This is a genomic window from Flavobacterium arundinis (assembly GCF_038289855.1).
GTDB classification, from domain to species: domain Bacteria; phylum Bacteroidota; class Bacteroidia; order Flavobacteriales; family Flavobacteriaceae; genus Flavobacterium; species Flavobacterium arundinis.
Genome location: NZ_JBBYHR010000002.1, coordinates 484,338 through 510,641, shown reverse-complemented (window position 1 = coordinate 510,641; position 26,304 = coordinate 484,338). Strand labels below are relative to the sequence as shown.

Annotated in this window: 21 protein-coding genes and 1 riboswitch; of the genes, 17 read left to right on the top strand and 4 right to left on the bottom strand. The window is 44.7% G+C overall.

The genetic code is table 11. The features are described 5' to 3' along the window. The first annotated feature begins 5 nt into the window (after window positions 1-5). Window positions 6-113, top strand: a riboswitch (SAM riboswitch). 152 nt (window positions 114-265) lie between these two features. From AAEO56_RS05350 to metF, 3 genes are all read left to right on the top strand, one after another. Then, window positions 266-1,306: a homocysteine S-methyltransferase family protein gene (locus AAEO56_RS05350; RefSeq protein ID WP_341695992.1), complete on the top strand. Its 1,041-nt coding sequence runs from the start codon at window positions 266-268 to the stop codon at window positions 1,304-1,306. Continuing rightward, a complete protein-coding gene (locus AAEO56_RS05345; RefSeq protein ID WP_341695991.1) occupies window positions 1,306-4,626 on the top strand; it encodes a vitamin B12 dependent-methionine synthase activation domain-containing protein in 3,321 nt (1,106 codons plus the stop codon). Before AAEO56_RS05350 ends, AAEO56_RS05345 begins: the two co-directional genes overlap by 1 nt. A gap of 126 nt (window positions 4,627-4,752) precedes the next feature. After that, a complete protein-coding gene (gene metF / locus AAEO56_RS05340; RefSeq protein WP_341695990.1) occupies window positions 4,753-5,709 on the top strand; it encodes a methylenetetrahydrofolate reductase [NAD(P)H] in 957 nt (318 codons plus the stop codon). 102 nt (window positions 5,710-5,811) lie between these two features. On the opposite strand, the gene AAEO56_RS05335 is transcribed toward metF, so the two are convergent. Beyond that, the gene (locus tag AAEO56_RS05335) at window positions 5,812-5,970 is read right to left on the bottom strand and encodes a hypothetical protein (protein WP_341695989.1); all 159 of its coding nucleotides are present in this window, start codon (window positions 5,968-5,970) and stop codon (window positions 5,812-5,814) included. A gap of 48 nt (window positions 5,971-6,018) precedes the next feature. Here AAEO56_RS05335 and AAEO56_RS05330 point away from each other — a divergent pair, with 48 nt between their 5' ends. The 4 genes from AAEO56_RS05330 (at window position 6,019) to AAEO56_RS05315 (ending at window position 10,522) form a co-directional block, all read left to right on the top strand. After that, window positions 6,019-6,837 carry a peroxiredoxin family protein gene (locus AAEO56_RS05330; RefSeq protein ID WP_341695988.1) on the top strand — a complete coding sequence of 273 codons (819 nt, stop codon included), beginning with the start codon at window positions 6,019-6,021 and terminating at the stop codon, window positions 6,835-6,837. A 79-nt stretch (window positions 6,838-6,916) separates the two neighbouring features. Then, window positions 6,917-8,668 carry an RDD family protein gene (locus AAEO56_RS05325; protein WP_341695987.1) on the top strand — a complete coding sequence of 584 codons (1,752 nt, stop codon included), beginning with the start codon at window positions 6,917-6,919 and terminating at the stop codon, window positions 8,666-8,668. 4 nt (window positions 8,669-8,672) lie between these two features. Next, entirely contained in the window at window positions 8,673-9,767 is a 1,095-nt protein-coding gene (locus tag AAEO56_RS05320) for an acyloxyacyl hydrolase (RefSeq protein WP_341695986.1), read from the top strand. Between the two features lie 5 nt (window positions 9,768-9,772). Continuing rightward, a complete protein-coding gene (locus tag AAEO56_RS05315; RefSeq protein WP_341695985.1) occupies window positions 9,773-10,522 on the top strand; it encodes a head GIN domain-containing protein in 750 nt (249 codons plus the stop codon). Here AAEO56_RS05315 and AAEO56_RS05310 read toward each other — a convergent pair whose 3' ends face one another. Genes AAEO56_RS05310 through gldA form a run of 3 tightly spaced genes read right to left on the bottom strand, consistent with a single transcriptional unit; the run spans window position 10,523 to window position 12,007 of the window. Beyond that, complete coding sequence (locus AAEO56_RS05310; RefSeq protein ID WP_341695984.1) at window positions 10,523-10,828, bottom strand: type II toxin-antitoxin system RelE/ParE family toxin; 306 nt, start codon at window positions 10,826-10,828, stop codon at window positions 10,523-10,525. Beyond that, window positions 10,812-11,048 (bottom strand): hypothetical protein, encoded by a 237-nt coding sequence (locus AAEO56_RS05305; RefSeq protein ID WP_341695983.1) that lies wholly within the window; start codon window positions 11,046-11,048, stop codon window positions 10,812-10,814. The genes AAEO56_RS05310 and AAEO56_RS05305 overlap by 17 nt, the downstream gene beginning before the upstream one ends. Window positions 11,049-11,101: 53 nt before the next feature. Beyond that, window positions 11,102-12,007 (bottom strand): gliding motility-associated ABC transporter ATP-binding subunit GldA, encoded by a 906-nt coding sequence (gldA, locus tag AAEO56_RS05300; protein WP_341695982.1) that lies wholly within the window; start codon window positions 12,005-12,007, stop codon window positions 11,102-11,104. A gap of 158 nt (window positions 12,008-12,165) precedes the next feature. Between gldA and AAEO56_RS05295 the strand changes: the two genes are divergently transcribed. The 10 genes from AAEO56_RS05295 to AAEO56_RS05250 all read left to right on the top strand — a co-directional run bounded on the left by AAEO56_RS05295 (window position 12,166) and on the right by AAEO56_RS05250 (window position 26,264). Beyond that, window positions 12,166-13,257, top strand: coding sequence for a bifunctional 3-deoxy-7-phosphoheptulonate synthase/chorismate mutase type II (locus AAEO56_RS05295; protein ID WP_341696075.1), 1,092 nt, complete (start codon window positions 12,166-12,168; stop codon window positions 13,255-13,257). A 91-nt stretch (window positions 13,258-13,348) separates the two neighbouring features. Then, the gene (locus AAEO56_RS05290) at window positions 13,349-15,013 is read left to right on the top strand and encodes a hypothetical protein (RefSeq protein WP_341695981.1); all 1,665 of its coding nucleotides are present in this window, start codon (window positions 13,349-13,351) and stop codon (window positions 15,011-15,013) included. Between the two features lie 100 nt (window positions 15,014-15,113). Continuing rightward, entirely contained in the window at window positions 15,114-16,079 is a 966-nt protein-coding gene (gene rsgA / locus AAEO56_RS05285; RefSeq protein WP_341695980.1) for a ribosome small subunit-dependent GTPase A, read from the top strand. Continuing rightward, window positions 16,079-16,531 carry a D-aminoacyl-tRNA deacylase gene (gene dtd, locus AAEO56_RS05280; protein WP_341695979.1) on the top strand — a complete coding sequence of 151 codons (453 nt, stop codon included), beginning with the start codon at window positions 16,079-16,081 and terminating at the stop codon, window positions 16,529-16,531. The genes rsgA and dtd overlap by 1 nt, the downstream gene beginning before the upstream one ends. 134 nt (window positions 16,532-16,665) lie before the next feature. Beyond that, window positions 16,666-18,570 (top strand): DUF3857 domain-containing protein, encoded by a 1,905-nt coding sequence (locus tag AAEO56_RS05275; protein WP_341695978.1) that lies wholly within the window; start codon window positions 16,666-16,668, stop codon window positions 18,568-18,570. Continuing rightward, a complete protein-coding gene (locus AAEO56_RS05270) occupies window positions 18,570-20,513 on the top strand; it encodes a DUF3857 domain-containing protein (RefSeq protein WP_341695977.1) in 1,944 nt (647 codons plus the stop codon). Before AAEO56_RS05275 ends, AAEO56_RS05270 begins: the two co-directional genes overlap by 1 nt. 25 nt (window positions 20,514-20,538) lie before the next feature. Next, entirely contained in the window at window positions 20,539-22,545 is a 2,007-nt protein-coding gene (locus AAEO56_RS05265; RefSeq protein ID WP_341695976.1) for a DUF3857 domain-containing protein, read from the top strand. 11 nt (window positions 22,546-22,556) lie between these two features. Then, window positions 22,557-24,494 carry a DUF3857 domain-containing protein gene (locus AAEO56_RS05260; RefSeq protein WP_341695975.1) on the top strand — a complete coding sequence of 646 codons (1,938 nt, stop codon included), beginning with the start codon at window positions 22,557-22,559 and terminating at the stop codon, window positions 24,492-24,494. Between the two features lie 4 nt (window positions 24,495-24,498). Further along, window positions 24,499-24,825 (top strand): nucleotide pyrophosphohydrolase, encoded by a 327-nt coding sequence (locus tag AAEO56_RS05255; protein ID WP_108777724.1) that lies wholly within the window; start codon window positions 24,499-24,501, stop codon window positions 24,823-24,825. Continuing rightward, window positions 24,825-26,264: a 3-phosphoshikimate 1-carboxyvinyltransferase gene (locus AAEO56_RS05250; RefSeq protein WP_341695974.1), complete on the top strand. Its 1,440-nt coding sequence runs from the start codon at window positions 24,825-24,827 to the stop codon at window positions 26,262-26,264. Before AAEO56_RS05255 ends, AAEO56_RS05250 begins: the two co-directional genes overlap by 1 nt. Window positions 26,265-26,304 lie beyond the last annotated feature (40 nt).

Sequence of the window (26,304 nt, the reverse complement as noted above, 5' to 3'; positions counted from 1 at the left end):
CTGATACGTTATCACGAAAGGCAGAGGGAATAGACCCTATGAAGCCTTAGCAACCCTTTAATCTTTAAAGAAGGTGCTAAATTCTACCAAACTCACGTGCGGATAGATAACACACGAAATACTTCACGGTATTTCCCTTCCATTTTTGATGACATATTTAGTAAAGCACGAGCGAATCACAGGTTCAATTCCCGTCTTCGCTACAAGTTTTTTTCGGTCTCAGAGGCAACTTTGGACTTTAAACCTTAAACTTTGAACTAAAATTATGTCTAAAATACAACAAGTTATAAACGAACGTATCCTCGTACTCGACGGCGCGATGGGCACCATGCTGCAGCGCCATAACTTTTCGGAAGAAGATTTCCGCGGCGAACGCTTTAAGGATTTCCCGCATTCGCTAAAGGGCAACAACGACCTGCTATCTATCACGCAGCCCGAAGCCGTAAAAGGCGTGCACCGCCAGTATTTTGCGGCAGGCGCCGATATTGTGGAAACGAATACCTTTTCAGGAACCACCATCGGTATGGCCGACTACCACCTGGAAGATTTGGTATACGAACTTAATTATGAGTCTGCCAAAATTGCCCGTGAGGTAGCCGATGAGTTTACCGACAGGCCAAGGTTTGTCGCAGGTTCGATAGGCCCGACCAACCGTACCGCCAGCATGAGCCCCGATGTGAATGACCCGGGCTACCGTGCCGTAACCTTCGACGACCTGCTCATTGCCTACAAAGAACAGGTAAAAGCCCTGATAGATGGCGGCGTAGATATCCTTTTAGTGGAAACCATATTCGATACGCTTAACGCCAAAGCCGCCCTTTATGCCATCGAGGAAGTAAAGGACGAACTCGGCATTGACATCCCCATCATGGTCAGCGGCACCATAACCGATGCATCGGGTCGCACGCTCTCCGGACAAACGGTTGAGGCATTCCTTATCTCCATTTCGCACATACCATTGCTAAGCGTGGGCTTCAACTGTGCCCTTGGCGCCGACCAGCTTAAGCCTTACCTAAAAAGGCTGGCGCACAATACCACGCTCAACATTTCGGCACACCCAAATGCAGGCCTGCCCAATGCCTTTGGCGAATACGACCAGACTCCCGCAGAGATGCAACAATTGATCAAGGAATACCTTGATGATAACCTGATAAATATTATTGGAGGTTGTTGCGGGACAACGCCTGAGCATATTAAGCTGATAGCTGAAGTGTCAAAGCAGTACAAACCACGCCCCCTAACCCCCGAAGGGGGAACTGAGCTTCACTCAAACGAAGAAGTATTATCCCAAAACAGAGCCTTTTAATGATGAACGATAAGAAAACTGATATAGTAACAGATAAGGATTCTACTCCGTTCGAGTCGGCAGTCCCCCCTTCGGGGGTTAGGGGGCTTGGGGCGGAGGGGGTTGGAGCGGCCCGGTATTTGAAACTATCGGGGCTTGAACCACTAATTGTGACTCCCGAAAGCAATTTCATAAACGTTGGAGAACGTACTAATGTAACGGGCTCCCGTAAATTCCTGCGCCTCATAAAAGAAGAAAAATATGAGGAAGCGCTGGATGTTGCCCGGGCACAGGTAGAAGGCGGCGCACAGATCATCGACATTAACATGGACGAAGGGATGCTCGACGGCATGCATGCCATGACCACTTTCCTGAACCTAATTGCCGCTGAACCGGATATTGCCCGCGTTCCCGTAATGATCGATAGTTCCAAATGGGAGATTATTGAGGCAGGATTAAAGGTGGCGCAGGGGAAGAGTGTCGTGAATTCCATCAGTCTTAAAGAAGGTGAGGAGAACTTTATCGCCCACGCGAAAAAAGTAAGGCGTTATGGCGCAGCCGTTATTGTAATGGCTTTTGACGAAGCAGGGCAGGCCGATAGCTACGAGCGCCGCATCGAAATATGCAAACGCTCGTATGATATGTTGGTGGACAAAGTAGGCTTCCCGCCCGAAGACATCATTTTCGACCCGAACATTTTCCCCGTGGCTACAGGCATGGAAGAGCACCGCAGGAACGCGCTCGACTTTTTCCTGGCAACAAAATGGATACGCACCAACCTGCCCTATGCCCACGTTAGCGGCGGTGTGAGCAATGTATCATTCTCCTTCCGCGGGAATGACAGGGTGCGCGAGGCCATGCACTCGGCGTTCCTGTACCATGCCATCCAGCACGGTATGGACATGGGTATAGTAAACCCCGAGATGCTTGAAATATATGACGAAATCGACAAAGAACTTCTGGTTCATGTGGAAGACGTGCTGCTCGACCGCCGCGATGACGCTACCGAAAGGCTTCTGGCTTTCGCCGAAAATGTAAAAGGTGGTGCAAAAATGACCGAAAAGCAGGCGCAGGAATGGCGTTCGCTTCCGGTGCAGGACAGGATAACGCATGCCCTCGTAAAAGGTGTTGATGAGTTTATAGAGATCGATGTTGAAGAAGCACGGCAGCAGGCAGCAAAACCGATAGAAGTTATCGAGATCAATCTGATGGCCGGCATGAATGTGGTAGGCGACCTTTTCGGAAGCGGAAAGATGTTCCTGCCACAGGTTGTGAAGTCGGCACGTGTTATGAAAAAAGCGGTGGCGTATTTGCTGCCGTATATAGAGGCAGCAAAAATAGCCGCGGCAGCCCCCCCCGCCCCCGAAGGGGGAGCTCCCAAGCCTGATGTAAAAGGGGAGTCGCATTGGAGGACGGCAAACCCAGCTAATTATGGGTTGCTTAAAGATTTTTGCAAGCAAATGCGAAATGTCCCAACTGAAGCTGAGAAGCTTCTTTGGGAGCAGTTAAGCGGAAAAAAACTGGAAGGGTATAAATTCAGGAGACAGCATATAATTGGAAATTACATTGCGGACTTTATTTGCGTAAAAGAAAATCTTATAATTGAAGTTGATGGACTCATACATCAATTGCCTGATAATATTGCCAACGATATAGAAAGGACACAATGGTTGGAAGAGCAAGGATATAAAGTGATACGATTTACAAATGATGAAGTTATTTATCGTTTGAACGAAGTACTCGATAAAATTGAGGCGGAACTGGTAGCAAACAAGCTAACGGCTGAGTCAGAGGCTCCCCCTTCGGGGGCGGGGGGGGCTTCTGGAGGGACTCGTGGCAAGATATTAATGGCAACCGTAAAAGGCGACGTGCACGACATCGGTAAAAATATAGTAGCCGTTGTACTTGGCTGTAATAATTTTGAAATAATCGACCTTGGCGTAATGGTACCGCCCGAAAAAATTATAGAAGTCGCTGTCAGGGAACAGGTGGATATCATCGGCCTTAGCGGACTAATAACTCCTTCGCTTGACGAAATGGTGTACCTCGCCAAAGAAATGGACAAGCTGAACATCAGCATCCCGATAATGATAGGCGGGGCAACAACGTCGAGGGCACATACCGCAGTGAAGATAGCGCCGCAGTACCGCGAGACCGTGGTGCATGTGAACGATGCATCAAGAGCAGTAACTGTGGCGGGCAATCTTTTGAACAGGGCCACAAAACTTGATTATTCGATAGCGCTACGTGAAGAATACGACAAGTTGCGCGAAGGCTACCTGAACCGTGCCCGCGATAAGGATTTCCTCAGCATTGAAGAAGCCCGAAAGAACAAGCTGCAACTGGAGTTCGATCCCGTGAAGCCTAATTTTATCGGTACCCAAACCCTCTATCCGGAACTGAAAGAGCTGGTGCCGTATATTGACTGGACGCCCTTTTTCCAGACATGGGACCTGCACGGACGATACCCGGCAATACTCACCGACGGCGTTGTAGGCGAGCAGGCACAGATACTTTTTGAGGATGCCCAAAAAATGCTGAGCCAAATAGTGGAGGAGAAATGGCTTGAAGCCAAAGGTGTCTATGGTATCTTTCCGGCGAATACTGTGAATGATGATGATATTGAGATAGGCCCCCTAACCCCCAAAGGGGGAATCAACTCAGACGCAACAGTGGCTAATGGGTTCGAGTCGGCAGCTCCCCATTCGGGGGCGGGGGGGGCTGGCAGGGGGGCTACGTTCCTTACATTGCGCCAGCAATCCCAAAAAACAAAAGGCGCACCTAATATAGCTCTCGCAGATTTCATTGCACCAAAGGATTCTGGTAAGCAGGATTACATGGGAGCCTTTGCCGTCACCACTGGTTTTGGCGTGGATGAGAAGGCGCGTGAGTTTGAAAAAGCGCAGGACGATTACAACTCCATTATGGTAAAAGCCCTTGGTGACCGCCTTGCTGAGGCATTCGCCGAATATTTACATGAGAAAGTGCGTAAGCAAATTTGGGGCTATGCCTCAAATGAAACCCTTAGCAACGAGGCCCTGATTAAAGAAGACTACGAGGGAATACGCCCTGCACCCGGCTATCCTGCGTGTCCCGACCATTTGGAGAAAAACACTATCTGGCAAATCCTGGACGTGGAGAAACAGATCGGGATAACATTGACCGAAAGCCTTGCCATGTGGCCGGCATCATCGGTTTCGGGGTACTATTTTGCCCATCCGCAGAGCAAGTACTTCGGACTAGGAAAGATAAAAGAAGACCAGGTAAAAGATTACGCCAAAAGAAGAAGTATAAGCACAGAAGAAGCCACGAAATGGCTCAATCCTAATATAGCCGAATAAGCCCCCTAACCCCCGAAGGGGGAACATAGTAGCGGCTATTCAACACTATATTAAAATATGATGAAATACGAGAATAAGAATAATAACGATAATAATTCCCCCTTTGGGGGTTAGGGGGCTGAAAAAATGAAAGTAACAGAACATATAGAGAACGCTAAAGGAAAACCGCTTTTTTCCTTTGAGATACTGCCGCCGCTAAAAGGCCAGAACATTCAGTCGATATTCGACAGCATCGACCCGTTGATGGAGTTTAAGCCGCCCTTTATCGACGTGACCTACCACCGCGAGGAATATGAATATAAGGAACTGCCAAGCGGCCTTCTGGAAAAGAAGATCGTAAAGAAACGTCCCGGCACGGTGGGTATTTGCTCGGCCATACAGAACAAGTACCAGTTGGATGCCATTCCGCATATCCTGTGCGGCGGCTTTACCAAAGAGGATACCGAGAACTTCCTTATCGACCTTGACTTCCTGGGCATCCAAAATGTTGTGGCCCTGCGTGGTGATGCCGTAAAAAGCGAGATTTATTTCAAGCCCGAAAAAGAAGGTAACCACTATGCAACCGAACTCGTAACACAGATCAAGAACCTGAACAAAGGTATTTACCTCGATGACCACCTGCAGAATTCGTCAGCTACCAATTTCTGCATTGGTGTGGCCGGATACCCTGAAAAGCACATGGAAGCGCCCAGCCTCGACAGCGATATTTATTTTTTAAAGCAAAAGATAAGAAACGGTGCGTCCTATATCGTGACACAGATGTTTTTCGATAATAAGAAATTCTTTGATTTTGTTGCGAAATGCAGGAAGGAAGGAATTACCGTACCTATTATCCCGGGACTGAAGCCGATATCCACCAGAAAACAGCTCAACCAGATCCCGCACCGCTTTAAGGTCGACCTGCCGGACGACCTGATAATGGCAGTAGTGAGGGCAAAAGACAACGAAGCCGTTCGGCAGATAGGCATCGAGTGGTGTACTGCACAAAGCAAAGAGCTGGTTGCCGCCGGTATTCCGGTGCTGCATTATTATTCAATGGGTAAACCGGATAATATTAAGGCAATAGCGGAGGAGGTTTTTTAAAAAATCCCGCGTCCGACCCTGAAAGGGTCAGACAATATAGCCCGGGGCATTGCCCTGGGTTAGGATCCAACCGGGTGATAAAGCCCTGAAGGGGCGTAACATTTAACCTGTAAGCTTTTTTGGGCGTGCCACCTCCCTGTTTCTGCCTTTGCTGTGGCCGGGCTGTCGGCTGTATCTGCTTCGTGCCTCAGCAGGATTCCACCTCCATCCCTCACGCATCCGTTCGAAAAGGAAATTCGCGTTGGCTACAGAAATCCGCACAATAAAACCGTTTAACCACAGTTTTAATTTCAACCAAACCAAACAAAGATGCGCCAACTACTCCTTTTGGCATTGCTCGTTACAAGCAATGCCTCCTTTGCCCAGGATTACCCGTTCCTTTCTGCTTCAAGCAAAAAATCGAACATGACCGACTATATTGATTACCTCAATACCCAGCCGGCGGCGAAAAGGGACAGCCTGATAAAGTTTACCCGTTATTATAAGGAAGATGGTACGCTTTCAAACAAAGCGTATTCCGACTCATTGTTCCACTCTAAAGAAGGCTTTAAATACAATACACTCATTTACAAAGATACTTTGACAAATTCTTACAGTTATATTTTTCATAGGCAGACGGAAGAAGAGATAACGGCAAACAATGAGCATTGGAAAAAGCAGCAAAAGGACGATGAGGAAAACCGCAAAAACCTTTTGGGGACAACGATAAACGAATTGAGCCTTACCGATATGGATGGAAAAACGCATACACTTGAAAGTCTTAAAGGCAAGATTATAGTCCTCGATTTCTGGTTTGTGAATTGCGGTGCGTGTATTGAGGACATGCCGGAACTGAATAAGATGCGGGAAGAATACGGTACTGACGATGTTGCCTGGTTTGGCATCACCTTCGATAAAAAAGAAAAGGTGGAAAAATTCTCGCAAAAAGTAAAGTTTGATTTTACGCTGATTCCGGACGGCAGGCACCTCGTAGACCGCTTTGCTATTAAATACTTCCCTACTACCTTTATCATAGATCCATCCGGGAAAATAGTTTTTACGGGTAAATCACTTCTTGCCAACAGGACAAAAGAAACGGCCCGCGCCCTTAAAAAGGCAGTTAGGGATTTAAAGAAAACCAGGAAGTAATAGTATACAGGCTGTAAGTTTTTTCGATATACTTACCACAGCATAATAATTTTCCTATTTTTGGCAAAACTTTAACCAAATGCCAAAAAAAATTGCGATCGGTTCAATTCTCGCAGGTTTAATGGGAATGTATACCGAACTTATGCTTACCACTTCTGTTGGCAGCAGGCCTGCATGGCAATACTATATAAAAGATTTTTTCACATCGCTGAATCTTGGTTATATAGGCGTCGAAGCCAGTTTCAATGAGATCAACTATATCAATCTCTTCTTTTACTCTTTATTGCTCGCAGGCGGCATCCTTTATTTTTTCAGTAGAAAAGAAACCCGGCTGGTACGCTATGTGCTTTCCATGATATTGTTTTCGAAGGCAATAAAGGTTTTCTTTATGGTAATTTACATCCCTTCGAGTCTTGTATGGCTGCTTCAGGGGTTCAACTCGCTTATTTTTATCGGCTACCTTATATGGTACCTGCTTTGGGTATGGCTGTGCTGGAAAGCGCTTATCTATTTCCGAAATCACAAACAGATCGCTACGGTAACGCAGCAGTATGGTGACGATACAGAGCGGGAAATCATTGTTGAGTCTTCCCGTTGGCAGCGCCTTTTTAACCTTATTACTGATGCATTTACCTTTATTTTTATATTCTTCCCAATAGTAGAGTCGTTGATCCGGGTCGATGCAATACGGAATTTCCTTGAGCCACTTGAAAATTCAGTGGGTCCCCAATTGGGATTGTATATGATATGCGTCATTTTCCAGGTTTTGTATTACATGCTATTCGAAGGCTTGCTGCAGACCACGCCTGGCAAGATGCTTACAGAAACCAGGGTTGTAACGGATACCGCAGGGAAACCCGCTATGGGAAAATTATTCGTGCGCACTATCGTAAGGTTTGTGCCTTTCGAATCCCTTTCGGTATTGTTTGGCAGGGGCTGGCACGACGACTGGTCGGATACTTATGTAGTCCGTGAAAAGCGCGAAGGCGTCAACGGCGGCTGGTACTTTTTCATCTTCCCTGCTTTTCTCTTTTTAGGTGTGACGGGATATTTGGGATATAAATCCTACGAGAAGCATAAGGTCGAGGTAGCGGCACAGGAACGGTTCAAAAAAAATGCTGCTGTAATAAAAGAAACGCTTAAAAATCTTACAGCGAACCATGTTATCAAGCTGGAAAGGCCGGATAGTTATGTGTACTCCGGAAGGACGGAAATGTTTCTGAAAACGGAAGCTGTTGGGCCGGACGGGATAACATTTTCGGTAATGGAAATACCTGTAAACTACCAGGAGAGTAATTCTGAGGTACTTGAAAATTTTTATAACAGTAATGACGGGGACCTCCCAGTTATAAAGTTTACGCTAAAGCAGTTGGAGGATGCTGTCCGCAAAGAATATGTTTCCAGTGAAAAACGCTATAATGAAACAGGTAGCGCAGATAAAGAAGCTGCCGGTGCGATAACCGTCAATGGCTATCCGTATCATATTGAGTCGGTAGAATTATATTTTATGCCGAACATAAAACTGGAAAGCATGGGCGAGTACTACCTCGATGACTATAACCTGGAAATTGTACTGTCCAATAAAGGAAGGGCAGCCGACCTGATCAGCATTAAAAGCAATACGGAAAAAATAGAATGGGAAGGGTCATTCCCGAAACATTATGATAGTGAGAACCAATATAGAACCGGGCCGGAACTACATGGTAAAGCCGAAGATAATGATGACCTCGACCTTACGCTGACTTTCAGGGACGAATCTTTTAAAGAATATGTGTACCGCCTTACCTGCGATGGGGATTATGAAGAAGCGGTATTAAAAAAAATAAAATAGCATAATGCGCACACGGTATTTTTGCATTCTGTTATTCTCGGTGGCTTTATTTGCCCAGGAATCCCCTAATGGCAAATTCAGCGTGGATGCCAATTATTTTTATGGCAATATCGTACCGCACCGCAAATCGATACAGCACCTTATTACTGCGCATCCGGTGGGCGTTATCCTTGGGTTTAACCGCCACACCTTTGGCGACGAAAAATGGCAGGCGCGCTACAACTACCCGGATTATGGCTTTTCGTTCCATTACCAGAATATGCGGAACGAGACCCTTGGCGATATGTATGGGTTTTACGGGCATTATAACTTCTATTTCCTGCAAAGGCTCCTGATGCTGCGGGTGGGGCAGGGGGTTGCTTATAATACTAACCCTTACGATAAGGAGACTAACTTCCGTAATAACGCCTATGGCCAGCACCTGATGCCGTCTACCTATTTTATGCTGAATTTCAATAAGGCCAATATTTGGGAGGGCCTGGGGGTACAGGCGGGGATGGTATTTATCCATCATTCCAATGCAAGCATGACATCGCCCAATACCAGCACCAATACTTTTGCAGTGAATGTAGGATTGAACTATAGTTTCGGCAGAGGCGAAGAGCATCGTTATGTTTCGGAAACGGATACTATTAAATATAGTGAGCCAATAAAATTCAATTTTTCTTTCAAAGGCGGCCTCAACCAAAGTGATGTCATTGGAAGTAAGCAGTATCCTTATTATGCGTTGTCGGGTTATATAGATAAGCGATGGAGCCGCAAGAGCGCTTTCCAGTTGGGTGCGGAGGTTTTCTGGCCCAAATACCTGAAGGAATACATCCACTATAAATCGGTTGCCTATCCGGAAGAGCATGTAGATGGGAATACGGATTATAAGAAGGTAGGGGTTTTTGTTGGTCATGAATTGTTCATCAACAGCCTGTCGATAGAAGCGCAGGTGGGCTGCTATGTGTATGAGTCCTTTAATTCAACGGGCAGGATTTACCAACGCATCGGGGCAAAATATTACTATACGGATAAAATTTTCAGTACGATAGGGCTAAAAACCCATGCGGCAAAAGCGGAGGTAATGGAAGTAGGAATTGGAATAAGGCTATGAGAATTATGAATTATAAAGTACGAATTGCGATTTTTATGCTGTTGCTAATGGCGTTCGTTTCCTGCAACAATGACCTTGCACCGGAATGCTTTACCGCCATGGGCGATGAGGTTACTTATGATGTGCAAGTCGGAGAATTCAATAGCATTCATATATCACCGGGAATTGAGCTTATCGTAACTCAGGGGCCGGAACAAAAAGTGACGATAGAAACTGGCGAAAACATTAAAGAATATATTTCTGTAGCAATAAAAGGCAGCGAACTCTGGCTTGAAAATGCCAACAATTGCAACTGGGTACACTCCTACAAAACCACTACAGTTTATGTTACCACACCTAACCTCGAAAAGATATATTCAGCATCGCAGTTTGCAGTGAAATCGGATGGGGTGCTGGCATTCCCAAGCCTTAACCTGCAATCGGGGATTTTCAGCGAAACGGCTTCGGGTACTTTTGAATTAAAAGTAAATTGCACCAACCTGGATATCCAAGATAACCAGTCTGCCTATTATGTGCTTACCGGGACAGTTGAAAACCTGACGGTAAATTTCTATTCCGGTGATGCGCGCTTCGATGGAACTGATCTCACATTGCAAAACCTGCAAATATTCCACAGGAGTTCCAACGACATCATTGCAGAAGTACAGCAAAAAGTAACGGGCACGATCTATTCCACAGGTAATCTGGTGCTAAAAAATCATCCACCTATTGTTGAGGTGAACAGGGTGTATAGTGGCAGGGTGGTTTATGAGTGATTATTTTGCGTTTCTTTTATTTGGATTTTTCCGGTTGTTGTAAAAAGAAATAATTTCGATGCTATTATCATTTATCCGATAATAAAGGGAGTTGTATTTAGCAACTACCGCCCTCCTTATATCTTCTTCTATATCTGAGATTTGGAAAATGAAAGGATTAGATGCGAGAATTTTTAAAGTAGTATCAAGTTTTACAAAAAGATTTTTTATTTCTCTGTCTGTCCAGTTTTCTTCAAGATAAGCTATTGCTTCCTCAAGTTCTTTATCGGCAAGTTCAGTCCAGAATAGCTTATAGCCATTTTTCATATCGTTTCCTTACGTCAGAATGAGGTATTAATTTTCCTGCATCGGCATCAACGATACCTCTTTTAATCGAGGCTTTCTCATCGTCACTTATAATATCCCACCAATCTTTTTCCTGTTTTCTTAAAGCGAGTATCTTATCAAGTAGCGAAACGTCTTCAACAGTTGAAAGCCACTGGATGAGTTCCAGTTTTTTATTCTGTATGTTCAATTCAATATCCATAACTTAATTTCATAATGTTATTCAAATATACAAAATTACTCATTCAAAAAGAACTACTTCTTCTTCGTCATTTCCCTGAACACCGTCTCCAGGTTTTTGTTTTTTAGCGTAAGCTGAAGTGTCTTCAGGCCATTATCATGGGCAAAGTCAAACAGAACCGGACGCATATCGTCATCAGACGTAAAAGCAAGCTCCCATATATTGCCACGAAGGTTGCGGGAGGCAACAAAGTTGGGGATAGCCTGTAGCATTTCTGTGGTCACGGCTTTATCGAATTCCACTTCAATAACCTGCTCTTTCTTATCGTCTTTCACCAGGTTTTTCAGTTTCTTGTCGGTAACGATTTTTCCATGATTGATGATGATCACGCGGTCGCATATCGCTTCTACCTCCTGCATGATATGTGTAGAAAGGAACACCGTTTTATTCTTCCCGATATTTTTTATAAGGTCGCGAATCTCAACGATCTGGTTAGGGTCGAGGCCGGTGGTAGGCTCATCGAGGATAAGCACTTCGGGATCATGCAGCAGTGCCGTGGCAAGGCCCACACGCTGACGGTACCCTTTAGATAACTGGCCTATCTTTTTGTGCGCTTCGGGCGTAAGGCCGGTAAGCGCTATCACTTCGTCAATGCGTGATTTTTTTACTTTATACACATCGGCATTAAAGGCAAGGTACTCCCTTACATACAGGTCGAGGTACAAGGGGTTATGCTCCGGCAGGTAACCCACCGATTGTTGCACCGCCCTTTGCTGCTCTACAACATCGCTGCCATTTACTACCGCAGTACCTTCATCGGCATTGATAAAGGTAGTCAGGATCTTCATCAGGGTCGATTTTCCCGCACCGTTCGGCCCAAGGAAACCTACGATTTCTCCCCTGTTTATAGAAAATGAAACAGCATCCAGCGCTTTTTGTGCGCCATAGCTTTTAGAAATATCCTTTACCTCGATAGACATAGTTTTGATTTTGAAACAAAAATAGTAATTCCAAATTCCAAATCGCAAATTCCAAATCACAAATTCCAAATCACAAACAGCATCGGACCTCCGACATCGGACTTCAAACATTTTTTATTCGTACCCAAATGCACTAAATTTGTAGTATGATCGAGAAAATGGAAAACAACAGCGGGATGCGCCAGTGGCTGGACGATTTCAAATTGTCGCACCCGTTAGTAATAGCAGGGCCGTGCAGCGCAGAGACTGAGGAGCAGGTGCTGGATATAGCCAGGCAGTTAAAAGATTCTGATGTGAGCATCTACCGCGCGGGGATATGGAAGCCGCGCACACGGCCCGGAGGTTTTGAAGGCGTGGGTGCTATAGGCTTGGGCTGGCTGCAAAAAGCGAAAGCCGAAACCGGCCTATTGATGGCCGTTGAGGTTGCTAATGCCACTCACGTAAAGCTGGCGCTGGAACACGACATTGACGTATTGTGGATAGGCGCGCGTACTACCGTAAATCCTTTTGCCGTGCAGGAGATAGCTGATGCCCTTACCAATACCGATAAGATAGTACTCGTGAAAAATCCCGTTAACCCCGACCTGGCACTTTGGCTGGGCGGTGTGGAGCGCTTTTATAATGCAGGCATAAAAAAGCTGGGCGTGATACACAGGGGGTTTTCTACGTATGAAAAAACCAAATACCGCAACATACCCGAATGGCAGCTGGCTATAGAGCTGCACGACCGTTTCCCTGACCTGCCGATTATCTGCGACCCGTCGCATATTACAGGAAGGCGCGACATGATCCAGCAGGTGTCGCAACAGGCGCTCGACCTGAATTATGACGGCCTGATGATCGAGACCCATAACAACCCGGACAAAGCATGGAGTGATGCCGCACAACAGGTAACCCCCGAAAGGCTGAAAGAGATAATGACCAGCCTTAAAGTGAGGAATAAGGGAGCCGAAAATAGCGTCTTTAACGAGCATATTGAAAAACTGAGGCTCCGGATAGATGAATATGATTCCAAATTGATTCAGGTATTGGGCGAAAGGATGCGCATAGCCGACGAGATTGGGATGCTCAAAAAGGAAAATAATGTGTCGGTACTACAGGGAAAACGATGGAAAGAAGTGTTGGAAAACATGAGGACAGAAGGCCTTCCGCAGAATCTGGGCGAAGAATTTATCCTCAAACTATTCAGGGCAATACATCAGGAAAGCATTGTGCATCAGGAGAAAATTATAAATGCGCAAAATTCATAACAAAAAGTTAAAATTTTAACATTGTAGTTTTTCTATATGTTAAAATTCTTTTGTACTATAGCTTCCTGAAATACCTAACCAACAAAAACACATGAAGAAAGTAAAACATGCCTTATTAGCCCTTTTTATGGGGCTGGGGGCGTTGCATGCACAAAACAAAATTGACAAGGTCAACATTACCTACGGGCACGAACTGCCGGATGACAAGCAGACCCTGGTAGATATACTAGGCGAGGCAAACGGCAAGATATATGGTGTAGGCCTTAAAAAGGATGATTACTTCCTTAAGATCTTCGATGCAGCGAGCATGAAATTGCTTTCTTCTAGTGCAATTAAAATACCGGAACTTAACGATAAAGACGTAGAGTTTGAAAACGTATACCTGCTTAATGGTAAGTTGTATGTTTTAGGCAGCGTATATAACCGCAAGGAAAAAGCGTACAGCCTGGTGGCCAACCCTCTTTCGGAAGCCGGTAAGCTTGGTGCTGAAGGCACGGTGCTGTTTAAAGTACCGGTGGAAAAGAAAAGTGAAATGGGCAGCTTCTACTTCAGGACTACACAGGACGAAGCAGGGTTGCTGGTAATGCACGCTACAAAACTTAAAAAAGAAGATGCCGTAAAGTATGAGATCAAGTTTTTTGACGACAACCTTAAAACGATATTCAATACAACCGAAAAAGTAGTATTTGAAGACGACAAGAAAAAGGACGTTACCTTTAACATCCCTGATTTCCAGGTAGGGCTTAATGATGACATTTATGTTGTAGTAAGCGAAGGCTACCGGGATAAAAAGAACAAGAAACGTGTAGAGACCTTTGAAGTACATGCCTATAAAAGCACAACGGGCTACAAGAAAGAAGTTATAACTATAAAATCTGACGGGCGCTATCCGCTGAACTGCAAGATCGTGCCATCGGGCAACGAGCTTCACCTTATGGGCTTTTACCTTAGCGTTCGCGAAAGCGGAAGGGTAAACAATGACCTTGAGGGCGTATATGCCGCGACCATCGACCTGAAATCGAATACAACTACAAGCCTTAAGTTCAACGAACTGGATTATAAAACTAAAGTAAAGCTGATTGGTGAGCGAAGGGCAAGGAAAGGAAAAGACGTTCCGCCGCTATATAATATTATTCATATTATCGGCAGGGCAGATGGTGGTATGATCATGCTTTCAGAGTACCAAACGGTTTATGTAGGGCAGTCAACCGGACTTTCAATAGGAGGTATTGGAGTAGGGGTAACGCCAATAACATACACTAAAAATGAGATAATCGTAACTTCTCTTGCAAAAGACGGTTCACACGAGTGGAGCAATGTGGTGCCTAAAGAACAATCTGCTTCGATAAGTACAATGTTCCTTGGCCTTTCTTTTGGAGGTAACAGTGGTAATTTCTCAGTGGGAGGCGCAATTGCAATCCCGATAGCGCAAATGGGCAGCGGACCGGAGTATCTGGGTGCATTGCCGATCTATAAAGATGGCGATCTTAGCATCATGATCAATGATAATGTTAAGAACAAAGGCATTACAGATATTGAGGAGATCAAGTCTATGGGCAACTACAACAAAGCGGTACCGTCATTGTTCATATTCGATAAAAATGGAAATATCACCCGTAAGGATCCTGAAGAGGCTGTTAAAGATGGCCTTGTGCTAAGGCCGGGCGTTAGCTATGAAGTATCGGATAACGAATACATCATCTATTCAGCACGGAAAAAAGCCGACAAGCTGGGCAGAATGGTAATTGAAGATTAAATCTACTCCTATAATTTATAAATGCCGTTGCAATTGCAGCGGCATTTTTATTCCTGTTTTTTTGGAAAGATAAAAGCATTGAGATTATTATCTTTGCGGTATGACAGGACTTGTTTATAAATCTACGGGAAGCTGGTACACCGTGAAAACGGAGGAAGGCGTTATATATGAATGCCGCATCAAGGGAAAATTCCGCATTAAGGGCATCAAGAGCACCAACCCGGTGGCAGTGGGCGACATTGTGGATTTTGAGCTTGATGAAACTTCCGATGCTACTACCGGGGTTATCATGAATATCCATGAGCGCAAAAATTATATTGTCCGTAAATCGGTGAACCTTTCCAAGCAGCTGCACATTATTGCATCCAATGTCGATAAAGTTTTCCTGCTGGTTACCATCAACAACCCGCCAACCACCACCAGCTTTATAGACCGTTTCCTTGTCACTGCCGAAGCGTACCGTATAGAAGCTATATTGGTATTTAACAAAATAGATACCTATGATGATGCTATGCTGGACGAGCAGCTGTTCCTGCAATTCGTATACAACAGGATTGGTTACAAATGCCTCCGCATATCGTCTACCGAAGGGAAAGGCATTGATGCGCTCAAGGCAGAGATGACCGGTAATGTGAGCATGTTCTCGGGGCATTCGGGCGTAGGGAAATCGACCCTTGTCAACACGCTTCAGCCTTCTTTTAATTTAAAGACGAAAAAGATAAGCGACCAGCACAGTCAGGGACAGCACACCACCACGTTTGCCGAAATGTACGACCTAGACTTTGGTGCCAAAATTATAGATACTCCAGGTATCAGGGGCTTTGGTATCGTAGATATGGAAAAAGAAGAGATAGGCGGCTATTTCCCCGAATTCTTCGCCCTTAAAGATAAATGCAAATTTCATAACTGCCTCCACAGGGAAGAGCCCCACTGCGCCGTGAAAGACGCGCTTGACAAGGACGAAATAGCCTGGTCGCGCTACCGGAGCTATCTCCAGATGCTGGATGGCGAAGATGAGAATTACCGTACCGATGTTTATGGCGATGGTAAAAATAAAGAAGAGTAATGCGGGCTGTTATTCAACGTGTAAGCGAAGCATCGGTAACTATTTCCGGCAATAAGGTTGCAGAGATTGGCGCAGGCCTGCTGATACTGGTGGGTATTGAGGATGCCGACACGCAGGAAGATATCGACTGGCTGGCTGCCAAAATAGTAAAGCTCAGGATATTTGCCGATGAAAACGGCGTTATGAACCTCCCGATACAGGAAATTGATGGCGATATTATAATCGTGAGCCAGTTTACGCTGCATGCCGCAACCAAAAAAGGTAACCGCCCTTCATACATAAAAGCCGCCCGCCCCGAAATTGCCGTCCCGCTTTATGAAGAATTTTTATTACAAATGGAAAAAGAACTGGGGAAAACGATACAGACCGGTGAGTTTGGTGCCGATATGAAAGTCGCACTTATAAATGACGGCCCGGTAACGCTTCTTATTGATACTAAAAACAGGGAGTAAGTTATTTAGTATTCAAAATCAAATCTATACTTATAGAAATTCAGTGATCTCTCTTGTTAAATAATCAAAGGTATACCCAAATAAAGTTTTGATATTTAACAAATTCACCTATTTTTGGCGAAAATAAATTTAACATGATTTTAAGAATTTCCCTGATCTTGATGTTGTTGCTTCAGATGAATGCAGGTGCCCAGGAAAATCTCACAGTAGCCTCGATTCCCGCAGGGCTAACGGATAATGCGAACGCCGTAATTAGGCTGGATCAGACCGATATCACCATCTCTTCCCGAAAATCGATGGAAGTAAAAAAAACAAGGATCGTAACCATCCTGAATGACAAAGGCCTTGGCTACATTGATGCATCGGAATATTATGATAAATCGACAGATATCAACTCCATTGAAGCAGTGGTTTATAATGCTTTTGGCCAGCAGGTAAAAAAAATAAAGAAAAAGGACTTTAAGGAAAGGGCCGTATCAGAAGGATCGATCATTACCGACAACAAAATGATTTACCTTGACTACACGCCGGTACAATACCCGTTTACGATTGTTTATACAAGCGAGACCGAAACCTCGAATACCGCATTTATACCACGATGGTCACCGGTGGAAGGGCCTTATGCTTCGGTGGAAAAAGCGGTATTTACCATCACCTGTAATCCCGAACTTGGATTTCGTTACAAAGAATATAATTTTGACAGCACAACCGCAGATAAGCAGGAAACAGACAACTCATTTTCGGTTACCGTAAAAAACCTGCCGGCACCCAAGCCGGAAGATTATTCTCCTTCTCTTGATAAATTGAGGCCACACGTACTCTTCGGCCTTAAGAAATTCCACCTTGAAGGCGTTGATGGCGAAGCGGATAGCTGGGGATCGTTAGGTTCATGGATGTATAACAGCCTGCTTACCGGCACCGATGAGCTTAGCCCTGAAACACAGGCAAAGATAAAAGCGCTGGTAGGCACCGAAACTGACCCGATGAAAAAGGCTAAGATCGTTTATGAATATATGCAGGGCAAAACACGCTACATCAGCATCCAGCTGGGTATCGGCGGATGGAAGCCTATGGCAGCCAAAGATGTCGACAGGCTGGGTTATGGCGATTGTAAAGCACTGAGCAATTACACCAGGGCATTGCTGAAAGTGGTGGGTGTAGACTCCTACTATACAGTAGTGTATGGCGACAGGAGTAAGCGGGATATGCGCGAAGATTTTGTTAGCATGCAGGGCAACCACGTTATACTGGGTATACCGGACAACGGGAAAATGGTTTGGCTGGAATGTACCAGCCAGGCGATGCCGTTTGGTTTCCAGGGTGACTTTACCGACGACAGGATGGTGCTGGTTGTAAAACCCGATAAAAGCGAACTGGTAAGGACGGCGATATACAACAGTAAGGGCAATAGCCAGGTGTCAAAAGGAAGCTATGCGATAACAGAAGCCGGAAAAATTAACGGCGGTGTGGTAATTACCACTAAGGGTACCCAGTATGACAGCCGGTTTGTACTGGAGTCAAAGTCTAAAGAAGAGCTGGACGAGATATACAAGTCGGGTTTCAGTACGATAAACAACCTGAAACTTAAAAAGACGGGCCTTAAGAACAATAAAGACAACCAGGAATTTATAGAAGACATTGCCATAGAGGCCGAGAACTATTGCAGCAAAAGCGGCAACAGGATGATGTTTGCGGTAAACGCATTCAACCAGTATTCGAATGTTCCGCAAAGGTACCGCGACAGGAAAAACCCATTTGAGATACCAAGGGGCTTTTATGATACCGATGAGATAACCATAAGCCTGCCACAGGGCTATGCCATGGAAGCCAAACCGGAGAATATCAAAATAACCGATAAGTTTGGCGAATATACTGCCGAGTATGTCGTGGTAAACCCAACCGAACTGCTCTTTAAGCGTTCGCTGCTTATCAACGAAGGCTTTTATGACAGCAAGGAATACGAAAACTACAGGCTGTTCAGGGAGAAGATCGCCCGTAATGACAATGCAAAAGTAGTCCTGGTTAAAAACGCGCAGTGATGTTAAAGATAATCCTGGCTGTATTTTTGTTTTTTGGGCTTAATGCTTTTGCTCAGTTACCAACACCCTCTCCGCCACCCGTATCTTTAGCAGAAGTTGCCGAAAAAGCACATCCAAAAGACAGTACTGTGGCTGCAGCTTACCTCTACCGCTACGGGAAAACATGGTTTGAGCTGAAAGGTGGCTATTGGGTAATGGTTACCGAGGTATACACGCGGTTAAAGGTTTACAAAAAAGATGGCTATAGTTATGCCAATGCCCAGATTGTATATTATTCGGATGACAGGAAAGCAAAAGGTTTCTTTTCGGAAGCCAATACCTATAATCTTGTAAATGGCAGTATAGAAAAAACACCGCTGAAAAAGGATGGCGAATTTGAAGAAGAATTCCAGGAGGATTTTACCATAAAAAAAATTGCGATGCCCAATGTTAAGGAAGGCAGCGTCCTGGAATACAAATACACTATAAGGACACCTTATTTCGCCGCATTCAGTGATTGGTACTTTCAATATCCAATTCCTGCAAATGATGTGCGGTATGACGTTGCTATCCCTATATATTTTGTTTATAACGTTTATTCCTTAGGTTTTGTAGAGATCGATGAATCCAAAACTTCGATAATTTATAATGATAAGACATCCGTCAACGATAAGCAGTATTCGTATAAAGCCAAAGATGTAAAAGCCATTAAAGACGATGGATATGTAAATAATATCGAAAATTATACTTCTGTGCTAAAGCACGAGTTGGCAGCAGTGAGATATCCGGATATGCCGCCGCAACTTTTTTCTACCGACTGGGTGACCGTTTCTTCGAAGATTTACAGAAATGAGAATTTTGGAAGGGAGCTTGAGTTCAGTTCCTATTTTGAGAAAGACATTGACAAAATAGTGAAAGAAGGCTATACGCCCAGGCAGAAAGCAGATAGTATATATGCTTTTGTAAGGGACAGGATGGCCTGGAATGAGGACATGGGCTATCTGTGCGACGATGGGGTGAAAAAAGCCTATTCGTCTAAAACCGGAAACGTTGCCGAAATCAACCTGATGCTTACTGCCATGCTGCGATATGCGGGTCTGGATGCCAACCCGGTGCTGGTCAGCACCCGCTCTAACGGTGTCGCGGTATTCCCCAACCGATATGCGTATAATTATGTCATCTCTTCGGTTACAATTGATGGCAACATAATTTTACTCGATGCAACAAGCAAGTACTGTATGCCTGATATTTTACCCGCCCATGCACTCAACTGGAATGGAAGGCTGATAAAAAAAGGAGGAGAAAGCATAGAAGTGAATCTGATGCCAAAGATAAATTCGAGGGAAAATATAAGTATTATGGCTCAGATTGATGCCCAGGGGGTAGTGACAGGAAAGGCCCGGGATATTTATTTCGACTACATCGCCAATGTTTTCAGGGAAGTATTTGCTAAAGTCCAGAAAGACGAATATATCGGCCAGTTAGAGTCCGCTAATAAAGGCATGGTCATTAGTAATTATAAAATAGCCAATGATAAAGATCCTTCGAAGATACTGACAGAAGAATATGATTTTACAAACACGATGCTTTCGGACGTAATGGGTAGCAAAATATACTTTAGCCCAATGTTGTTTTTTGCCACGGAAGAAAACCCGTTTACAGCAGAAACAAGGGACTATCCTATAGATTTTACATATCCTGTACAACAGCGGCACATGATAAACATTACATTACCGGAAGGCTATAAAGTGGAATCGCTGCCCCAGTCACTTTCACTGGCAATGGAGGATAATATCGGCAGTTTCAAATACAATATTACTGTAAACGGTAATAAAATACAGCTCTCCTCAACCCTTGATATTAATTTCCCTAACATCCCTAAGGAATACTACCAAACACTAAAAGACTTCTTCCGGAAAATGCTGGAAAAGCAGAACGAAAAAATAGTGCTTACAAAAGCATAAATAAAAGATAAACCAACCTACCCTTATGAAACTATTCAAATTAATCGCATTATTTATGCTGGCAGGCTTTTCTGCCCAGGCACAGAAGTATGAGCTTGGCGAAGTGACCAAAGAAGAACTTGAAGAAAAAAACCACCCGACCGACCCTTCTGCCGGTGCGGCGATCCTGTTTAGCAAAGGGCAAACCTACATGACCTATTCTGAGCAGGGAGGTTTTGACCTGATGACCGAAGTGGAGGTGAAAATAAAGATATATACCAAAGAAGGATATGAATGGGCCAATAAAATTATTCCCTATTACAGCAGCGATAGCAACAGGGAAAAAGTAGATATATCAAAAGCGGCAACCTATAATCTTGTGAACGGTGCCGTGAAAAAAACCAAGCTGAAAAGCGAGGGTGAATTTGATGAGCAGGTAGATAAATTCTGGAAGCAGAAAAAGATAGTGATGCCTGATATTAAGGAAGGCTGTATTGTTGAATATAAATACACTATCAGGTCGCCATTTATCGAAACCTTCCCTGACTGGGCCTTTCAGGAAACAATCCCGGTAAACCATTCTGAATATTTAACCATGATCCCGGAGTATTATATGTATAATACTAACTTCAGGGGCTTTTTCATGCCTAAAGTAACAAAGACAGTGGCCAGCAAGTCTATTAGCATTACATCGAAAGAGAGGACAGGAAATTACGTGAGCAAGACTACATTTAGTACAGATAAGATCGACTACCAGGAGCAACACATTACTTATGTGCTTGACAAGCTTCCTGCCATGAAAGAGGAGAGCTTTGTAAATAATGTGCTTAATTACACGGCATCGTTAGAGCACGAGCTTACCATAGTGAAATATCCGAACAGCCCGATAAAATCCTATTCTACCAACTGGGAAGATGTGGTAAAGACCATTTACAAGTACGACGATTTTGGGCCAGAGCTTGAAAGGACCGGTTATTTTGACAATGACATCGACGCCCTGCTGGCTGGTGCAGCTTCGCCGGCAGAGAAAGCCCTTACCCTGTTTTTTTATGTGAAGAACAGGATGAACTGGAACGGTTACCACGGCTATTCGTGCAATTCTGGCGTTAAGAAGGCTTATAATGATAAGGTAGGCAACGTGGCCGAGATCAACCTCATGCTCACAGCAATGCTGCGGTATGCAGGGCTTGATGCCAACCCGGTACTGGTGAGCACACGCTCGAACAAGATAGCGCTTTACCCTAACAGGACAGCTTTCAATTATGTTATAGCGTCGGTTGAAATAGACGGGAAAATGATGCTGCTGGATGCGACCTCAAAGTCGGCCATGCCCAATGTACTTCCGCCAAGGGCGATCAACTGGACAGGCAGGCTGATAAGGAAAGACGGCACATCGCAGCCAATTGAGCTTACGCCGCAAACTAACGCCAAGGAAGTAATAAATATATCGGCGCAGGTGGATGCGGAAGGGAAAATAAAAGGCAAAGCAAGGGATCAGTATTTTGATCATAATGCCTATATTTTCAGGGAAACTTTTGGAGGGTTAAGCAAAGAAAGCTGTATGGAAAAGCTGGAACAAAGATACAAAGGCATTGAAATAGGTGTCTATAATATAACCGATGACAAAAGCCTCACCAAGCCCGTTATTGAGGACTATGATTTTACCCACAACAACATCAGCGATATCATCGGCGGCAAGATATATATCAACCCCATGCTTTTCTTTGCACAGTCCGAAAATCCTTTCAGGCAGGAAAAAAGGGAATACCCTATTGATTTTGTATATCCGCACCAGGACAAATACATGATCAATATAATGATACCCGAAGGCTATGTGGTAGAGTCGTTCCCCGCACCGGTAAACATGGCCATGGAAGATGGCATAGGCAGCTTTAAATACAACATAGCCGTAAATAAGAACCAGATACAGATAGGGGTATTGATAGATATCAACAACGCTGTCATCCCGCAGGATTATTATCCGACTATCAAGGACTTTTTCCAAAAAATGATCGACAAAGAAAATGAAAAGATTGTGCTCAAAAAAGCATAATTTTGGCATAAATGAAGAAAATACAACTTTTACTGCTGTTGCTTGGCGGGTTTTTAGCGAACGGCCAGGAATTTAAATTAGGTAAAGTGAGCCGGGCGGAACTTGAACAGAAATTCCATCCGGCTGACACGGCTGCACCGGCCGCTATTTTATATAAAAAAGGGCACACCTATTTCACGATTGATATGGATGGCTACTGGTCTATGGTTACCGAAGTGGAGTGCCGCGTTAAGATATACAAAAAAGAAGGTTATGACTATGCCACCGATAAACTCTACTATTATACAGGTGGCAAAACGCTGAAGGTATATTATTCCGATGCGTATACTTATAACCTTGTAGATGGTAAAATAGAAAAGACAAAGCTGAAAGGCGATGGCGAATTCCGGGATAAAGTTCAGGAAAATTACAGCCAGAAGACCATAACCATGCCCAATGTGAAAGAGGGCAGTGTGATTGAATATAAGTATACGATTATAACGCCTTACTTTACGGTTTTCCGGGACTGGTATTTTCAATACGACATTCCTGCAAACTATGTGTCGTATGAAATTGCGATCCCCCAGTATTTTACGTATAACCGTTTCCTGTCGGGGTATGTCAAGCCGGAGCAATCGGAAACTAAAGTAAAACTGGGCAGCGGCGGAAGGTTCAACGAAGCTGTTGTCACTTTTACGGCAAAAGATGTAAAGGCGATCAGGGATGAAGACTATGTAAATAACATAAAGAATTATACCTCGATCCTGATGCATGAGCTGGCATCGACAAATTTCCCGTCGGGTAAGGAAGACTATGCCACGGACTGGCCCTCGGTTACAAAACGTATATATGACGACGACGATTTCGGACGCGAACTCGGGTATACTTCTTATTTTAAAGAAGACCTTGCCCGTTTGATGGCTGGCGTTACAACGCAGGCAGAGAAAATAAATACCATTTTCGATTATGTCAAAAACCGCATGAACTGGGATGGCGAGGCAAGCTACTATTGCGAAAAAGGGGTAAAGAAGGCGTATGAAGATAAGGTTGGTAATGCTGCCGAGATCAACCTGATGCTCACAGCAATGCTTCGCGAGGCGGGCATCACCGCAAACCCGGTACTGGTGAGCACACGGGCCAACGGCGTTGCGATGTTCCCGAACCGGGCGGCCTATAATTATGTGATCACTGCTGTAGAGACCGGAAAGGATATTGTTTTACTCGATGCCACAAGCAAAAATACCACGGGCAACATACTGCCTTTAAGGGCGCTGAACTGGCAGGGCAGGATGATACGAAAAGACGGCACCAGCCTGGAGATCGGGCTTACGCCAAAGGTCAATTCCAGGGATATTGTGAATATTTCGGCGGCCGTATCAAGCGACGGAAAAGTATCGGGCAAGGCAAGGCTGCAGCACCATGACTACAATGCCTATCTTTTCAGGGAAAAATATGCCGGTACGAATACCGAAAGCTATTCGGCACAGATGGAAAAACGCTATCCCGGTATTGAGATAAGCGGCTATAGCGTGGAGAATGAAAAAGATGCAGCAAAGCCTGTAGTTGAGGAATACTCCTTTGTGCACGGCAATATGAGCGATATCATCGGCGATAAGATATACATAAGCCCGTTGCTGTTTTATACGGAAGAACAAACGCCCTTTAAGAAAGAATCCCGCGAATACCCGGTAGATTTTGCCTTTCCTTACCAGGATAAATACATGATCAACATCACGATACCTGAGGGATATGTGGTTGAGTCGCTCCCTAAATCGATAGCCTTAGCAATGGAGCAAAATATCGGTACCTTTAAATACAATATTGCGGCAAAGGCAAACATGATACAGATAGGGATAGTCCTCGATATAAATTTTGCCAGTATTTCCCAGGATTACTATCCGACATTGAGGGACTTTTTCCAGAAAATGACAGACAAGCAAAACGAGAAGATAGTACTTAAAAAAGCATAGCCAAATGAACATACAAAACGCACAGTTGGATGTGGACAACTGGATAAAAGAGCATGGTGTCCGCTACTTTAACGAGCTGACCAATATGGCCCAGCTAACCGAAGAAGTAGGTGAAGTGGCCCGTATTATAGCCCGCCGTTATGGAGAGCAGAGTGAGAAAGAAAGTGATAAGAACAAAGACCTGGGCGAAGAACTTGCCGATGTGGTTTTTGTAGTGCTGTGTCTGGCCAACCAGACCGGTGTAAATTTGCAAGAGGCTTTCGATAAGAAAATGGACCTCAAATCCAAACGCGACCACGACCGCCACCACAACAACGAGAAACTGAAATAATGGACGTAAAGCTTCATCTGCCATCAGGTATCCGGAACGCCGGGATTGCTGTTACAGGCAGCAAAAGCGAGACCAACCGGCTGCTGTTGCTGCAGGCGCTCTTTCCCGGATTTGAGATAAGGAATAGCTCCTCTTCCGATGACAGTGAAGTAATGCTAAAGGCGCTTGAGGGCAATGATGAAGTTATCGACATACACCACGCGGGCACGGCCATGCGTTTCCTCACGGCTTATTTTGCCATTCAGGAGGGGAGGGAAGTAGTGCTGACAGGCTCACAACGCATGCGCGAACGCCCGATAGCCGTTTTGGTCAATGCCCTCCGAAGCCTTGGCGCAAAAATAGAATATGTCGAAAATGAAGGCTTTCCGCCATTAAAAATTACCGCCAAAAAACTCATAGGAAACGCCGTCAGTATAAAAGCTGATATAAGCAGCCAGTACATAACCGCCCTGCTACTCATCGCAGGCAAACTCGAAAATGGCCTCGAACTCACCCTTGAAGGTGAGATCACTTCCCGCCCCTATATCGAAATGACCCTTTCATTATTAAATGAAATTGGCATAGAAAACAGTTTTAATGAAAATACGATTATTGTCCGTCCTCCTGGCAATCTGAAATCTAAAATCTACAATCTGAAATCTGTGACCGTGGAAAGCGACTGGAGTTCCGCTTCTTACTTTTATTCCATCATAGCATTATCGCAGGAGGGGACATTGATAAGATTATCGTCTTTCAAAAAAAACAGCCTTCAGGGTGATAGTGCTTTGGTCGAAATTTATGAAGCCCTTGGAGTTTCAACAAAATTTGACGGCGACACTATTACGTTAAGAAAGGAAAACCGGCAACTATCAACTGTCAACCGACAACTAAATAACACACCGGATATCGCCCAAACCATTGCCGTAACCTGCTTCGGACTCGGACTCGGCTGCCATCTCACCGGCCTGCATACCCTCAAAATAAAAGAAACCGATCGCCTTTCTGCCCTCAAAACCGAACTCGAAAAACTGGGCGCAAAAGTTGAGATCACAGACGATAGCCTGATATTACAGCCACATCAACTATTTTCGGCAGGGGTGTCACGTCCTGGCTCCTTCTCTTTTGGAGAGGGCCGGGGAGAGGATTTAGGCACGAGTGTAGCTCGCTCCCCTCTCCTTGGGAGAGGGGCTGGGGGTGAGGACCTAAGCAAGAGTGAAGCTCAAGACAGTACTGGTTTTTCCCGCATGAGTGAAGCTGCTCCCCTCTCTTTTGGAGAGGGGCCGGGGGTGAGGCCAGAAGGTAGCATACAAACCTACAACGACCACCGTATGGCGCTAGCCTTTGCACCTCTCGCCATAAAAAGAAGCATCATAATCAAAGACGCAGAAGTCGTGTCAAAATCCTATCCGGCGTTTTGGGAGGATTTAGGGACATTAGGCTTCGAAATTACGCATCTGTAAACCCCTGTGTTTAAAGGGATGTTGTAAATATATTGCAAAA

What these genes read in the sequence shown, in the direction of transcription:
- AAEO56_RS05350 (WP_341695992.1), top strand. Translation starts at nt 266, where the DNA reads ATGTCTAAAATACAACAAGTTATAAACGAACGTATCCTCGTACTCGAC.
- AAEO56_RS05345 (WP_341695991.1), top strand. Translation starts at nt 1,306, where the DNA reads ATGATGAACGATAAGAAAACTGATATAGTAACAGATAAGGATTCTACT.
- metF (WP_341695990.1), top strand. Translation starts at nt 4,753, where the DNA reads ATGAAAGTAACAGAACATATAGAGAACGCTAAAGGAAAACCGCTTTTT.
- AAEO56_RS05330 (WP_341695988.1), top strand. Translation starts at nt 6,019, where the DNA reads ATGCGCCAACTACTCCTTTTGGCATTGCTCGTTACAAGCAATGCCTCC.
- AAEO56_RS05325 (WP_341695987.1), top strand. Translation starts at nt 6,917, where the DNA reads ATGCCAAAAAAAATTGCGATCGGTTCAATTCTCGCAGGTTTAATGGGA.
- AAEO56_RS05320 (WP_341695986.1), top strand. Translation starts at nt 8,673, where the DNA reads ATGCGCACACGGTATTTTTGCATTCTGTTATTCTCGGTGGCTTTATTT.
- AAEO56_RS05315 (WP_341695985.1), top strand. Translation starts at nt 9,773, where the DNA reads ATGAATTATAAAGTACGAATTGCGATTTTTATGCTGTTGCTAATGGCG.
- AAEO56_RS05310 (WP_341695984.1), bottom strand. Translation starts at nt 10,828, where the DNA reads ATGAAAAATGGCTATAAGCTATTCTGGACTGAACTTGCCGATAAAGAA.
- AAEO56_RS05305 (WP_341695983.1), bottom strand. Translation starts at nt 11,048, where the DNA reads ATGGATATTGAATTGAACATACAGAATAAAAAACTGGAACTCATCCAG.
- gldA (WP_341695982.1), bottom strand. Translation starts at nt 12,007, where the DNA reads ATGTCTATCGAGGTAAAGGATATTTCTAAAAGCTATGGCGCACAAAAA.
- AAEO56_RS05295 (WP_341696075.1), top strand. Translation starts at nt 12,166, where the DNA reads ATGGAAAACAACAGCGGGATGCGCCAGTGGCTGGACGATTTCAAATTG.
- AAEO56_RS05290 (WP_341695981.1), top strand. Translation starts at nt 13,349, where the DNA reads ATGAAGAAAGTAAAACATGCCTTATTAGCCCTTTTTATGGGGCTGGGG.
- rsgA (WP_341695980.1), top strand. Translation starts at nt 15,114, where the DNA reads ATGACAGGACTTGTTTATAAATCTACGGGAAGCTGGTACACCGTGAAA.
- dtd (WP_341695979.1), top strand. Translation starts at nt 16,079, where the DNA reads ATGCGGGCTGTTATTCAACGTGTAAGCGAAGCATCGGTAACTATTTCC.
- AAEO56_RS05275 (WP_341695978.1), top strand. Translation starts at nt 16,666, where the DNA reads ATGATTTTAAGAATTTCCCTGATCTTGATGTTGTTGCTTCAGATGAAT.
- AAEO56_RS05270 (WP_341695977.1), top strand. Translation starts at nt 18,570, where the DNA reads ATGTTAAAGATAATCCTGGCTGTATTTTTGTTTTTTGGGCTTAATGCT.
- AAEO56_RS05265 (WP_341695976.1), top strand. Translation starts at nt 20,539, where the DNA reads ATGAAACTATTCAAATTAATCGCATTATTTATGCTGGCAGGCTTTTCT.
- AAEO56_RS05260 (WP_341695975.1), top strand. Translation starts at nt 22,557, where the DNA reads ATGAAGAAAATACAACTTTTACTGCTGTTGCTTGGCGGGTTTTTAGCG.
- AAEO56_RS05255 (WP_108777724.1), top strand. Translation starts at nt 24,499, where the DNA reads ATGAACATACAAAACGCACAGTTGGATGTGGACAACTGGATAAAAGAG.
- AAEO56_RS05250 (WP_341695974.1), top strand. Translation starts at nt 24,825, where the DNA reads ATGGACGTAAAGCTTCATCTGCCATCAGGTATCCGGAACGCCGGGATT.